Source organism: Streptomyces sp. NBC_01689 (genome assembly GCF_036250675.1).
Classification (GTDB): domain Bacteria; phylum Actinomycetota; class Actinomycetes; order Streptomycetales; family Streptomycetaceae; genus Streptomyces.
Map to the genome: position 1 here is coordinate 3744770 of NZ_CP109592.1, position 13245 is coordinate 3758014.

At 70.6% G+C, this 13245-nt stretch carries 13 protein-coding genes, 1 tRNA gene and 1 pseudogene; 1 reads left to right on the forward strand and 14 read right to left on the reverse strand.

Annotated elements, in window-relative coordinates:
• Positions 1 to 340: 340 nt before the first annotated feature.
• The 5 genes and pseudogenes from thrC to OG776_RS15705 all read right to left on the reverse strand — a co-directional run.
• A complete protein-coding gene (thrC, locus tag OG776_RS15685; protein WP_329321209.1) occupies positions 341 to 1399 on the reverse strand; it encodes a threonine synthase in 1059 nt (352 codons plus the stop codon).
• A 6-nt stretch (positions 1400 to 1405) separates the two neighbouring features.
• Positions 1406 to 2704: a homoserine dehydrogenase gene (locus tag OG776_RS15690; protein WP_148011057.1), complete on the reverse strand. Its 1299-nt coding sequence runs from the start codon at positions 2702 to 2704 to the stop codon at positions 1406 to 1408.
• A 408-nt stretch (positions 2705 to 3112) separates the two neighbouring features.
• A complete protein-coding gene (lysA, locus tag OG776_RS15695; RefSeq protein ID WP_148010468.1) occupies positions 3113 to 4504 on the reverse strand; it encodes a diaminopimelate decarboxylase in 1392 nt (463 codons plus the stop codon).
• A gap of 7 nt (positions 4505 to 4511) precedes the next feature.
• Positions 4512 to 5654, reverse strand: coding sequence for an ArgS-related anticodon-binding protein NrtL (gene nrtL / locus OG776_RS15700; protein WP_329321212.1), 1143 nt, complete (start codon positions 5652 to 5654; stop codon positions 4512 to 4514).
• Between the two features lie 698 nt (positions 5655 to 6352).
• Positions 6353 to 6796 (reverse strand): annotated as a pseudogene (locus OG776_RS15705) (response regulator); the annotation flags it as partial.
• Positions 6797 to 7029: 233 nt separating this feature from the next.
• Between OG776_RS15705 and OG776_RS15710 the strand changes: the two are divergent.
• Positions 7030 to 7101: transfer RNA gene (locus tag OG776_RS15710), tRNA-Arg, on the forward strand.
• A 219-nt stretch (positions 7102 to 7320) separates the two neighbouring features.
• Here OG776_RS15710 and OG776_RS15715 read toward each other — a convergent pair.
• The 9 genes from OG776_RS15715 to OG776_RS15755 all read right to left on the reverse strand — a co-directional run bounded on the left by OG776_RS15715 (position 7321) and on the right by OG776_RS15755 (position 13169).
• Positions 7321 to 7767, reverse strand: coding sequence for a hypothetical protein (locus OG776_RS15715; protein ID WP_329326425.1), 447 nt, complete (start codon positions 7765 to 7767; stop codon positions 7321 to 7323).
• A 110-nt stretch (positions 7768 to 7877) separates the two neighbouring features.
• Complete coding sequence (locus OG776_RS15720; RefSeq protein WP_329326427.1) at positions 7878 to 8738, reverse strand: nuclease-related domain-containing protein; 861 nt, start codon at positions 8736 to 8738, stop codon at positions 7878 to 7880.
• Positions 8739 to 8847: 109 nt separating this feature from the next.
• Positions 8848 to 10221, reverse strand: coding sequence for a tyrosine-type recombinase/integrase (locus OG776_RS15725; protein WP_329326428.1), 1374 nt, complete (start codon positions 10219 to 10221; stop codon positions 8848 to 8850).
• Positions 10218 to 10412 carry a helix-turn-helix transcriptional regulator gene (locus OG776_RS15730; RefSeq protein ID WP_329326429.1) on the reverse strand — a complete coding sequence of 65 codons (195 nt, stop codon included), beginning with the start codon at positions 10410 to 10412 and terminating at the stop codon, positions 10218 to 10220. Before OG776_RS15730 ends, OG776_RS15725 begins: the two co-directional genes overlap by 4 nt.
• A complete protein-coding gene (locus OG776_RS15735) occupies positions 10409 to 11701 on the reverse strand; it encodes a replication initiator (protein WP_329326430.1) in 1293 nt (430 codons plus the stop codon). Before OG776_RS15735 ends, OG776_RS15730 begins: the two co-directional genes overlap by 4 nt.
• A gap of 162 nt (positions 11702 to 11863) precedes the next feature.
• Entirely contained in the window at positions 11864 to 12109 is a 246-nt protein-coding gene (locus tag OG776_RS15740) for a SpdD protein (protein ID WP_329326432.1), read from the reverse strand.
• Between the two features lie 25 nt (positions 12110 to 12134).
• Complete coding sequence (locus OG776_RS15745; protein ID WP_329326434.1) at positions 12135 to 12329, reverse strand: hypothetical protein; 195 nt, start codon at positions 12327 to 12329, stop codon at positions 12135 to 12137.
• Positions 12330 to 12344: 15 nt separating this feature from the next.
• Positions 12345 to 12536 carry a mobile element transfer protein gene (locus OG776_RS15750; protein ID WP_030673588.1) on the reverse strand — a complete coding sequence of 64 codons (192 nt, stop codon included), beginning with the start codon at positions 12534 to 12536 and terminating at the stop codon, positions 12345 to 12347.
• A 12-nt stretch (positions 12537 to 12548) separates the two neighbouring features.
• Positions 12549 to 13169: a DUF2637 domain-containing protein gene (locus OG776_RS15755; RefSeq protein WP_329326435.1), complete on the reverse strand. Its 621-nt coding sequence runs from the start codon at positions 13167 to 13169 to the stop codon at positions 12549 to 12551.
• Positions 13170 to 13245: the final 76 nt, after the last annotated feature.

The window sequence follows — 13245 nt, forward strand, 5'->3', positions numbered from 1 at the left end:
TGCGGTGAACTGCTGCGGTGGCTGCTGCGAGGAACTGCGACGGTTGCGAGGCCTGCGGAGGACCCTGAGGCCGCGAGGACGACGCGGCACCGCGGCATATGCGGCGGGCGGGTTCGGTACAGCCTATCGAAGGAAGGTTCTGTGGCGACATAGGGCGCACAGGAGGCGCACGATGCGTGTCGTAAGCCCCCCGTGCACCCCCGGCCGGATCACCCGGGGGCCGGCCCGGACGGGGGACGCTTTTCGCCGCTTTCCGACGCTCTCCCCGCCTCGAAGGCGACCCCGGGGGCCGACGCGCCCCCGGGGGCCCGTCGGCCGCCGGGGTCCGCGCCCGGCGGTCCTACGCCAGGCCGAGCCGCTCCGCCGCCGTGACCGCGTCCACCGGGACGGTGACGGGCTGCGGCGCGCCGGCGACGGCCCAGTCGGGGTCCTTGAGCCCGTTCCCGGTCACCGTGCAGACGATCCGCTGGCCGGGGTCGACCTTGCCCTGCTCGGCGGCCTTCAGCAGACCGGCGACCGACGCGGCGGACGCCGGCTCGACGAAGACGCCCTCCTGCGCGGCCAACAGCCGGTACGCGCGCAGGATCTCACGGTCCGTCACCTCGTCGATGAGGCCGCCCGACTCGTCCCGCGCGGCCAGCGCGAACTGCCACGAGGCCGGGTTGCCGATACGGATCGCGGTCGCGATGGTCGAGGGGTCCTTGACCACCTCGCCGCGCACGATGGGCGCGGAACCGGAGGCCTGGAAGCCCCACATGCGCGGGGTCCGCGCGGCGACGCCGTCGGTGGCGTACTCGGTGTAGCCCTTCCAGTACGCGGTGATGTTGCCCGCGTTGCCCACCGGCAGGACATGGATGTCGGGCGCGTCGCCGAGCATGTCCACGATCTCGAAGGCCGCGGTCTTCTGCCCCTCGATGCGCACCGGGTTGACCGAATTGACCAGCGCCACCGGATAGTTGTCGGACAGGGAGCGCGCCAGCGTGAGGCAGTCGTCGAAGTTCCCGTCGACCTGGAGGATCTTCGCGCCGTGGACGAGGGCCTGCCCCATCTTGCCCAGCGCGATCTTCCCCTGCGGCACGAGGACCGCGCAGACCATCCCGGCCCGCACCGCGTAGGCCGCGGCGGAGGCGGAGGTGTTGCCGGTGGAGGCGCAGATGACCGCCTTGGCGCCCTCCTCCTTCGCCCGGGTGATGGCCATCGTCATACCGCGGTCCTTGAAGGAACCGGTCGGGTTCGCGCCCTCCACCTTGAGGTGGACCTCGCAGCCCGTGCGCTCGGAGAGCACCTGCGCGGGCACGAGCGGCGTACCGCCCTCACGGAGCGTCACGACCGGCGTGTCCCCGGACACCGGAAGCCGGTCCCGGTACTCCTCGATGATTCCGCGCCACTGGTGGGTCATTGCTGGTTACTCTCCTTCAACCCGCATGATGCTGGCGACACCCCGCACGGTGTCGAGGCTGCGCAGCGCCTCGACGGTCCCGTTCAGGGACGCGTCGGACGCACGGTGGGTGACCACGACGAGGGAGGCCTCGCCGCCTCCGTCCTGCCGGCCCTGCTGGCGGACGGTGTCGATAGAGACGCCGTGCTCGGCGAAGACCGTGGCCACCTGGGCGAGAACACCCGGTTTGTCGGCCACGTCGAGGCTGATGTGGTAGCGCGTGACGACCTCGCCCATGGAGCTCACGGGCAGCTGGGTGTACGCGGAGTCGCCGGGGCCGGTCGCGCCGCCGAGCTTGTTGCGGCAGACGGCGACGAGGTCGCCGAGGACCGCGGAGGCGGTCGGGGCGCCGCCCGCCCCCGGTCCGTAGAACATGAGCTGCCCGGCCGCGTCCGACTCGACGAACACGGCGTTGTACGCGCCGCGCACGGAGGCGAGCGGGTGGCTCAGCGGGATCATCGCCGGGTGCACGCGCGCGGTCACCGAGCCGCCGTCCGCGGCCCGCTCGCAGATGGCGAGCAGTTTGATGGTGCAGCCCATCGCCTTCGCCGAGGCGAAGTCCGCGGAGGTGACCTCGTTCATGCCCTCGCGGTAGACGTCGTCGAGGCGGACCCGTGTGTGGAAGGCGATCCCGGCGAGGATGGCGGCCTTGGCGGCGGCGTCGAAGCCCTCGACGTCGGCGGTCGGGTCGGCCTCCGCGTACCCGAGCGCGGTGGCCTCGTCGAGAGCCTCCTGGTAACCCGCTCCCGTGGAGTCCATCTTGTCGAGGATGAAGTTCGTGGTCCCGTTGACGATCCCCATCACGCGGTTGATCTTGTCGCCGGCGAGGGACTCGCGCAGCGGGCGGATCAGCGGGATGGCGCCGGCGACGGCGGCCTCGTAGTAGAGGTCCCTGCCGTGCTCCTCGGCGGCGGCGTGCAGCGCGGCACCGTCCTGGGCCAGCAGCGCCTTGTTGGCGGACACGACGGAGGCGCCGTGCTCGAAGGCGGTCGTGATGAGTGAGCGGGCGGGCTCGATCCCCCCGATGACCTCTACGACGACGTCGATGTCCCCGCGTTTGACGAGGGCGGTGGCGTCGGTCGTGACCAGGGCGGGGTCGATGCCCTCGCGGACCTTGGAGGGCCGGCGCACCGCGACGCCGGACAGCTCGACCGGGGCGCCGATGCGCGCGGCGAGGTCGTCGGCGTGCGTCGTCATGATGCGCGCCACCTCTGAGCCGACAACCCCACAGCCCAGCAGCGCCACCTTCAGCGGACGCGTACGCATCATCCGACCTCGTTTCCTCATACCGTCGACGGTGGGTCCAGTCTCACTCACCGGACGGGGCTTTCTGTCCCTCGTCCGGATCGTGAGATGTCTATTTCATTCTCGCCGGGCCGACGGACCGAAGATCTTCCGCCGCCCGCCGGAGCACCGCCGGTGACACCGGGAACGCGGTTCCGCGCCGGCCCGAGGACCGACTCCGGGCGGCTTTCCCGAGACCTTCGGACGGTTCTCCGGACGACCACTGTTCCCGCAGTCGCCGCCCGCCGCCACCGACTTCCTTCCGCCGTCACCCGTACGGAATCCGGCGCACGGGCCCCCGGCGGGCACCGGGCGCCCGCCAGCCCTCGTCGTTGCCGGCGGCCGCCCCTCGTCCGCCGCCGGTGACCGCCGCCGACCGATGTCCGCCGGTCATCCCACGTCGAGCCGGAGCAGGTCCTCCTCCGTCTCGCGGCGGACGATGACCCGGGCCTCGCCGTCGTGGACCGCGACGACCGGCGGCCGCAGGGCGTGGTTGTAGTTGCTGGCCATGGACCGGCAGTAGGCGCCGGTGGCCGGAACGGCGATCAGGTCGCCGGGGGCCAGGTCGGAGGGGAGGAACGCGTCCTTCACCACGATGTCGCCGCTCTCGCAGTGCTTGCCGACCACCCGTACGAGCATGGGTTCGGCGTCGGAGGTCCGGGAGACCAGGGCGACGCTGTACTCGGCGTCGTACAGCGCGGTGCGGATGTTGTCGGACATGCCGCCGTCCACGGAGACGTACGTCCGCAGTCCTTCGAGCGGCTTGATCGTGCCGACCTCGTAGAGCGTGAACGCGGTCGGCCCGACGATGGCGCGGCCGGGCTCCACCGAGATCCGGGGCGTGCGCAGCTTCGCGGCCTCGCACTCCCGGGTGACGATCTCGCTGAGGGCCTTGGCGATCTCGTGCGGCTCGCGGGGGTCGTCGTCACTGGTGTACGCGATGCCGAGACCGCCGCCGAGGTCGATCTCGGGCAGTTCGACGCCGTGCTCGTCCCGGACGGCGGCGAGCAGCGCCACGACGCGCCGGGCGGCGACCTCGAACCCGGCCATGTCGAAGATCTGCGAGCCGATGTGCGAGTGGATGCCGACCAGGTCGAGGCCGTCGAGGGAGAGCGCGCGGCGGACGGCCTCCGCGGCCTGCCCGTCCGCGAGGGCGATCCCGAACTTCTGGTCCTCGTGGGCGGTGGCGATGAACTCGTGGGTGTGCGCCTCCACGCCGACCGTCACCCGGATCTGCACGCGCTGCCGCGTGCCGAGGGACTGGGCGATGTGCGCGACCCGCACGATCTCCTGGAAGGAGTCGAGCACGATCCGTCCGACGCCGGCGCGGACGGCGGCGGTGATCTCCTCGGCGGACTTGTTGTTGCCGTGGAAGGCGATGCGGTCGGCGGGCATGCCCGCGGAGAGCGCGGTGACCAGTTCACCGCCCGAACAGACGTCGAGGTTCAGCCCCTCCTCGTACAGCCACCGCACGACGGCGCGCGAGAGGAAGGCCTTGCCCGCGTAGAAGACGTCGGCGTCGTGTCCGAAGGCGGTGCGCCAGGCGCGGGCGCGCGAACGGAAGTCCGACTCGTCGAGGAAGTAGGCGGGGGTGCCGAACTCCTCGGCGAGCGTGGTGACTTCGACACCGCCGACGCTCACGACCCCGTCGTCGCCGCGGGTGACGGTGTGGGCCCAGACCTTGGGGTCGAGGGCGTTGAGGTCGGCGGGCGGGGCGCTGTAGTGGCCCTCGGGCAGGACATCGGCGTGACGGGGCCCGGCGGGGTGTGCGGAACGGCTCATTCTTCTCTCACAGATAGTCAGGGGCGCTGATGCCGAGCAGGGACAGGCCGCCGGCCAGCACCGTCCCGGTGGCTTCGGCGAGCGCGAGCCGGGCGCGGTGGGCGGCCGAGGGTTTCTCGTCGCCGAGCGGCAGCACCAGGTGCTGGAGGGCGAGCAGGGCGTCGGCGGTGGTGACGAGGTGCCGGGCGAGGCGGTCGGGAGCGCGATGGGTCGCGGCGACGCGCAGGACACGGGGGTACTCGGCGAGGGCGCCGAGCAGGTCGTCGGCCTCCGGGACGTCACCAGGGGTGCCGGTGAAGCCGAGGGCGGCGGCGTTGCGGGTGAGAGCCCGGGTGCGGGCGTGCGCGTACCGGACGCGGAAGAGCGGGTTGCTCTCCCGCTGAAGAAGGTGCGCGTCACCGATCCGGGGCCGGTCGTGCCCGGCGGGCCGCAGCAGCGCCCAGCGAGCGGCGTCGGCGCCGAGGGGGGTGGGATCTTCGGGGGCGGGGACGGGGCGGAGGGGGGTGGTGGGGGTGGGTGTGACGGGGGTGGGGGTGGCGGGGAGGCCGGTGTGCGAGGGGCCTGTGGGCGGGGGGTCGGCGGGTGAGGGGTCGGCGGGGCGGGGGCCTGTGGACGGGGGGTCCATGAGCGCGAGGTCCATGGGCGCGGGGTCCATGGGCGCGGGGTCCATGGGCGGCCGCGGCCCGTCGTGCTGGACGAGGGCCTGCCCACCCTGCGTGGCGATGATCCGTACGAGGGTGTCGGCGACGACCTCGGCCCGGATGTCGTACGGGATCCGGAGCGGGAGGACCTGCCCGGCGAGGGCGTCGCCATGGCCGTACGAACCGCGCTCGATCTCCCGTACGAGGGAGGCGACGGCCGGCTCCCCGCCACCGAGTCGAATATTGAGGAAGCCGGGCCCGGTGATCGTGACGTCGGCGACACCGTCGGCGCCGGCGAGATGGGGCCGCAGGATCTCGGCGACCTGCGCCGCGGAGCGCCCGGCGGGCCGGGCCAGCTGCAGCGCGATGTTCGTGGCGTAGTCCCCGCAGCCGCCGGGCCCCGGCGGCGCCACCTGCGCCCGCACCGGTACGGCCACGCTCAGCTCCCCCGCGTCCACGGCACGGCGCACCGCGCTCAGCACGGTACGGGAGAGCTCGAGGGGGGTCACGTGACCAGCGTAGGGGAGGAGGGGGGTGGGTATGCGAGTCGGTTCGGCCGGGGGTCCGGGATGTGGACGGGGTGGGGGCGTGAGACCGACGGGCGCCGGCGCTGGGCGGGTGGGCGGGCGGGCGGGCCAGGAATCGAGGAGGGGCGGGGAACGGGGAGCGGGGTGAGCGGGATGCCCTGAACGGCCGAACCGGGACCGGCGGGCGGGCGAGCGGGCCGACCCCTGGCCGGGGCCGACCGGCTGATCACTGGCGCCTCAGCGATCCGGACCGCGCCCGACCGAACATGACTGTGGGTGATCAGGGAATGCCCGTGGTCGTGATCGTGATCGTGATCGTTGCAGGGGCTCTGGCGATGGTTCTGGCAGTGGTCCTGGCGGCGGTTCCGGCAGTGGTCCTGGCGACGGTTCCGGCGCTGAGCGGGCGGCTGTCGGTCCGGTCAGTGACCGGAGCGGCCTGCGCGCTCGGCTTCGCCGGCTCCGAAGTCGTCGGAGCCGAACCCATGGGTGCGAAGACGCTCCGTACCGAACCCTCCGGAGCCGAAGCCCCCACTCTCGCCCGCACCCTCGAAGGCGCCCTGCTCGAAGGAGGTCCGCCCGAAGGAACCCTGCTCGAAGGCGCCCTGCTCGAAGGAGGTCCGCCCGAAGGAACCCTGCTCGAAGGCGCCTTGGAAGGGCGACCCGGGGTCGTCGTCACCACCGCCTCCGTCGCTCCGGCTCCCTCGCCGCTCCATCAACTGCCGTACGAGTCGTACGAGTTCGGCAGGCTCGAAGGGCTTGGCGAGAAACGCGTCGACGCCCACGTCGAGACCGCTCTCGACCTCGTACTGGGTGCAGGCGCTGACGATGGCGAGGGGAAGGTGCCGCGTCCGCGGATCCGCACGGAGGCGAGCGGCGGTCCGCAATCCGTCGAGCCGGGGCATGACCACGTCGAGCGTCACGACATCGGGCTGGACGTGATGCACCACGTCCAGGCACTCGGCACCGTCGGCCGCGGTCACGACCTCGATGCCCTCCAGCTCGAGATTGACCCTGATCAGCTGCCGGATGACCTTGTTGTCGTCCACAACAAGCACCCGACCCGACGCGCCTGACACCACTCGAGAGTAGGTCCGCCCCCGCCGTCGCGTCCGGGTTTTCCCCACTTCCACCCCGGACGGGTCGGGAAGCCGACGCCCCCTGGCGCCGGCCGCTCACCCAGGACTCCGACGGCCGGGCCCGGCCGCACCCGGCCGACACCCCCGAACCGCCCCGACCTCCTCCGAAGCCCCTCCCCCCTCCTCCCCAACACACCGCCCTTCCCCCACATAAACCCATGCCGGCCACCCCCGAAAGAGCTGGTAGGGTTCTACCCGTCGCCGCACACCACGGCGGACACGCCCCCGTAGCTCAGGGGATAGAGCAACGGCCTCCGGAGCCGTGTGCGCAGGTTCGAATCCTGCCGGGGGCACCCCTTATGAGGTGCCCAAAGACCCCGTCACCAGCGGAAACGCTGAGGCCGGGGTCTTCGCGTATGTGCAGCCAGATGCCGCCCGAAGCGGCCGTATGTCGGGGTCTGTGGACGAGGCGTGGACGGGATCTTGGGGCATCACACCAGGTGAGGCCCCCAAATCGACGTACCCCCGGAACAGGTGCGGGGGCCGCATCGCCAGGCGCTACTGATCCCCTGCTAGTCGGTGGTGACGCCCCAGTACCCGATGTGCACGGGCCTGCCGTCGCGGTAGAGCACTGTGCAATTCCCTTGGCTGCGGCCCGGGAACTCCAACCGCCCGGAGTCGAGAGCCGCGTCCCACTCCTCGTAGGTGGGCCGGCCGTGAGGAGCCCACGCGCACACCTCGCCATCGGTGAGCGGCCGCATGAACGGACCGTCGTCCGTGTCCTCCGCTTCGATCATCAGAGGGAAGTCCAGCACGGTTCCCGTGCCACCGGTGAAGATGTACTCCTGCCAGTCCGGGTCGCGCCAGAGTTGTTCAACGGACCGTCCCTCGAAGCCGCGGCTGTCCCGCGCCAGCTCGTCTTCCTGGGCCTGCCGGAACGCGGCCGACAGATCACGCTGATACGGGCCCGTGCGGGCCCATTCGTCGCCGCCCATCCGTGTCCCCTCTCCGTTCGACATGCTTGATCGAAAGCGGAGTGTAGGAGATGGCACTGACAGGTCATCTCGCCCAGCCGGTGGTCACCCACAGATCACGCAGGGAGGCCGGCACCTCGCTGGGACGCACCGGCTCATGCCCGGATCCAAGCCTGCCGATGGCGAGCGACGCCGTACACCCGCTCGACCTGCTCGGCCGTCAGCACCCCGGAAAGCGGCGCCAGTGCCGCCACTTCACGCTCCCTGTACACGCGTACGCTGAGCTGCGTGGCGACCACGTTCAAATCGGTCACACCGACGAAGACGAGCACGGGTTCCACCGGTACGGGGAAGCCGCAATAATGCTCAAGCACGCGAGCTACCCGCTTGGCCTCAGCCCGGCTTTTGCGCGCATAGGGTGCCGGCTTTCCGTGATCGACCTTGACTGAGTCATCGCCGACCCATACCGACCTTTTTTGATGCTTCTTCGTATTAATGCTGAATACGCCGCCAGGCCCGATCAGTAGGTGATCCACATCCACCTTGTCTGCCAAGGGGATGGAATGCAGGACACGCCAGCCGTGCCGCTCCAATCGGTTCAGTTCGGCTCCCACCCGCCGCTCCCCCGCAAGGCCCTTGCGCCAGGAGTCCCATTCGGCGGGGCGCCGCAGGAGTTGCGAGACGACCCGCTTGATCAGGCCCGGCCCGGATTTATCGAGCAGAGACTCGCCGGGACGGTTGGCCGACAGGTCATCGGCCGCCGTCAGGGGCGGCAGCAACGGGGGAACCTCAGCCTCAGCCTGGGGTGTCCCGAGTGTCTTCTGCGGCTGGGCCGGTTCGGGGTTGTTCCGTAAGTGGTCTGTCAGGATGGCGATCACGTCGTCGCGATACTCGGCCACCAGGACCGTGATGTCCCCCGTCTTCACATCTGCCCAGCCGACCGCCCTGCCATCAGGCAGGTTCGCGTACAGGCGATCATGTCCGTACCGCTTCCAACGCGTGACCTTCAGCTCCACGAGTCCCCCCTCGTTCGCTCTCAGCTCGAAGCGTCGCAACAGGTAGGGCTCATGACGAGAGAGGCCCCGGACAAGTTGCCCGGGGCCTCGGTGGGGTGTGCAGGGTCTCTCACTCGTATTCGCGGAGCAGATCCTCGATACGCCGGTTGGCGACGTCCTGCCGTCCGTCGAGACACTTCGCGTAGCGGGTCAGCAGGACCTCAACGCTGTTGCCGGCGCGCTCGGCCACCTCTGTGGGGTCGACCCCCGCGTTGAGCCACGTCGACAGCGCCGAGTGCCGCAGGTCGTACGGCCGACTCGCGAGCGGCGAGGCCGCGACGGACGGCGGGAGCGCGAGGAGACGGGCCTCCTGCCAAACCCGGTAGTAGGTCGAGGACGGGACTACCGAACCCTTCTCGCTGAAGAAGAGGCGCCCGTCGTCCGCAGTGCCGAAGGTAGCCAGGTGCTCGCGAAGCGCGACCACGAGATGGGGCGGGATCGGCACCCGCCTGACGTCCTCAACCGGCCGGTTCTTCAGACCGCGGTCGTCGTGAGTCTCCCCCGAGTCGGTCCACTGCTTGCCGACCGACGGACGAGTCCGGTGAAGCAGCGCCACTCCCCAGCCCTGTTCGGGAAGGCTCAGGTCCGTCTCGACGAGGCCGATCGCTTCAGCCGGACGGAGACCACCGAAGTACATCGCAGCGAAGAGACCCACCAGGCGCCGACCACGGGCCCGCCGATAGCCGCCCACGTAGGAGACGGCCGCCAGGAGATTCCGAGCCTGCTCGGGGTTCGCGACAACTCGAGGATCGACCTGGTTGGAAACCTTCGGCTTCTGCCATCGGACGGCCGTGATCGGGTTCTCGCGCAGCTCCCCCAGGTCGACCGCATAGTTGGCAGCGTTGACAAGGGTCCGCCGCTTACGCCGCACGGTCTCGGCTGCCGCGGCCGTGCCGTCGAGCTTGAGTTTCAGCGCGTCCAGCACCGCGCGGGCCGTGGCAGGTTCAGCGAGATCGGCGAGCGGTCGCGACGCCTTCGACACCCAGTGAAGGACGTTCTGCACGCCGTCCGGAACGTCTCGGTCATCAGGCCCCGGCAGGACGAAGGCCCAGTTGCGGAGCGCCTGGCGAATGGCCTGATCGGACGGCCGTCCAGCCCGCTCGTCGAGGAGCTCCACGGTCACACTGGTGAGCGATTCGTTGATGCCGTCGCGCGTATTGGGAGCGGCGTGTGGCCATTTCATGGCGAGGTACCGGAGGGCGAAGTCGTACCAGGACACAGCCGACTTCTTCGGTTCCATCGAGTCCGGAAGCCCGGACGCCTGGTCGAACTCCTCGCCGTCGCGCATCGCCCGCATCAGCTTCGAGCGGTAGTGATCGGCGAGTGCCTTCGTCCGGAACGAGTCGGAGAAGACATTGCCCGCCACGAACCACCGAACGCCGTAAGAGGGCGTCTTCGTGTCACGCTTCCGAACGGCCCAGACCTTCACGTCAAGAGACTTCACGCCGCGGCCTCCAGCTCTCGCAACCACGTGGAGAAATCACTTCGCCACACCCGGAGCTCCCCGTTGGGCAGCTTGAATGCGGCCGGCCCATGCCCCAGCTCACGCCAGCGATAGAACGTCCGGCGAGAAACCCCACCCAGCTCATCCAGCACCTGCCGCACGGTCATCAGCTCGTCGTGCTGCGAGTTCATGTCGGTTCTCCTTCCGTACCGAGGGCGGGTTCGAGCGACGCGGACAGCCAGGCTTCGGCGGCCGAGAGACCGGTTCCGGCGAAGGCCCAGTGCGCGAGGATGTACGTCGTCTCGGGCTCGCGCTCGGGCTGTGCGGACGCCGCTTGAGCACGGCGCCAGTCCGCGCGGGCCGTGCGGAGGGCGCCGAGGGTGGTGGAGTATCGGCGGGACTTGGTGGAGAAGTGGCCGCGGAAGCCGAGCATGTGAGCCCAGGCCCGCAGCCGGAGCTCTTCTAACTCCTTGCGGGCTCCGAGCGTCCAGGCCGTTCGGATCAGCCGGCGGGCATGCTCGCTGATGTCGAGCTGGGCCAGCTCGGCGAGGAACTTCAGCGGGCGGTCGAGAGCTCCCGTCGCAGTCTCGGCGCCCTTGGTCGCGTACTTGGCGATGTAGGAGGCGACAGCCCGCTCGGTCAGCTCCCGGCCGCCGTCGAAGTCCGCGGATCGGATGGTGCGTACGTCGAGCTGACGACCGAAGGTGAAGGTGTGCGGGCGCCCGTCGATGACCGGGCCGTCCACGCGCACGTGAGCAGCGGCGGCACCGATGGCGTCGGTGAGCAGTTCGGCGGTGGCCCAAGCCGGCGGCGCAATGTCGCCGCCCTCGGGGCCATCAATGCGGATGACGGCGTGAAAGTGGACGGCGCCGCGCTTCTGGTACTCGGCGACCTTGGCAAAGGACACCCGGGCGTACTGCCGGAACGCGCGCTGTGACAGTCTGGCCCGCTTGGCGACCTCCCGGCGGAGGTAGGTGGAAAAGCGCCGCCAGAGCGGACCGGCGTGCGCGTTCCAGAGCACAGCGGCTTCGTAGTCGTAGGTGTCCGGATCGAGCGGGGTACCGAGTGCGGCATCGGCCTGGTCGTGGAGGACGCCGCAGCGACAGCGGCGGACCGAACCGGCCGGGCCGGTGGGGCGGTTATGGACCGGGCCGAAGCTCGGTGCGGTGAAGGTGGCGAAGACACGGGGGTGCGCGGCGACGCGCTCCGGGATGCCCTTGCCTCCACGCAGTCCTGAGGTGATCAGGTGGAAGGTGTCGCGGCGGTAGACCTCGGCGCAGGCAGCACAGCGCGTCGTGCGGCGGTTGTTGCAGCGGACCAGGAGGTGACCCGCCGGGAGCTCAGTGGAGTCGAGGCGGTGGAGGAGTTTGCCGACCTCTCCCGTACGGGTGTTCACGTCGTATTCGGTGCGGTGGCCGTCGAGGCGGATGGGGTTCGTGCAACCGCCGAGGCTGGAGAGCTGGCGCAGGAGTGCGGGCATGGTGCCGAGCGCGGCCAGCTCTCCGAGTTCGGTGAGCGGGGGCGGGGTGGCGCGGGTGATGATGGGTTTCTCCTTCTGGCTTCGGTCAGGAGGGGTAGGGCCCCCGGGGCGGCGGATGCTTGGCGGTATCAAGGCCGTCCCGGGGGTCTGGCGTGCAGCGGCTCAGCGGCGGTGCTGGTCGCGGAGCATCGAGCGCAGGACCACGGCGGCGATGGCCACGGAGATGGCTGTGACGGCGACGGCGGCCAGGAGCGCGGTCAGTACGACTCCGCCGGCGAGGACGGCCGCGACCGCTCCCGTGCTGATGGAGATCTGCGGTGCCGCAGGACGTACGGGTACCGGGTCGGCCGGAGTGTGGGTGTGAGCGGGCGGCGGGGTCGGGTTGTCGGGGTACTTGGGCAGGAACACAGCGAAGGTCTCCTTATCTACTCGTCTAGTTATGTGAGCCGTTTATGACGTCCACGCCGGAGCGCGTGCCGGAGTCGATGGCCGGGGCCATGAAGGTGCGCGAGAGCAGGAAGCCGAACAGAGCGATCACGACGACGATCCAGGTGCGGACGCCGAGGAACTTGACCGCTCCCCAGGCGATTAGGCCGAGCACGAGAACGAGTGGCAGGCTGACGGTCACGGAGGTCAGGTCCTTTCAGCGGACAGGGCAGCGGTGGGTGCGGGCGGCGAGTTCGGCGGCGGCGCGGCTGTCGTAGTCCGCGGAGAATCCGCAGCGCGGCGCTGTGCAGGCGGCGGTGTGCTTCTCACGGCCCCGGCCGTCGTAGGACGTGCCGACCTGAACGGGGCCGATGCGGGTGACGGAGCGGAAGCGGCGGTTGGCGGTCACGCGGATCTCCTTTCAGAGCTGAGCGGCGATGGCGTCGGCCATGGGTGCGGGGACGCCGAGTCGGGCGCGGAGGGTCGGGGTGTCGATGGCCTCTCCGGTCCGCGTCCGGTGTTCCGCGGCGACCTTTCGGGCGTGCTCGACCAAGGCGGCCGGGACGGACACGACGGGCGGAGCGGGGGTCGGTTCGGGCACCGGTTGCGCGGGGAGCGCCGGAACGAGTTCGGACGCGTCCACCTGGGCCTCGATGGTCTCGGTGTCCTCGTGCGGTGACGGTGCCGAGTGGGCGAGGAGCGTTCCGCCGAGGAAGGCGACCGCGGGCCAGCCCGCGACGAGGATGCGGAGCCAGGCCGGGACCTGGTCCAGGTCGAGGAGCCCGGCAGTGGCGACGTTCGCGCCGAGGGAGGCGACCAGCGCGATGACGAACCAGCACCACCCGGCCGCCTTCGCGTCACCGGCCCGCAGTCGGCGCCATGCGGCGACGAGCAGTAGGTCGACCGAGATGGGATACGCCCATGCCTTCCACCCGTCCTGACCAGCCGCCGAGGCGACGTCGTGCAGGTGGGCGAAGGACAGCGCGGCAGCGATGACCGCTTGGACGAGCACCGCGTCGACACGGGCCAGTTGGGCGCGCATGCTGCGGCTCCTTCCGGATTCAGGCATGGCAGGGGTAGGGACGTGGCGCGAGAGGTCACGCCGGCCGGAGTGGAGG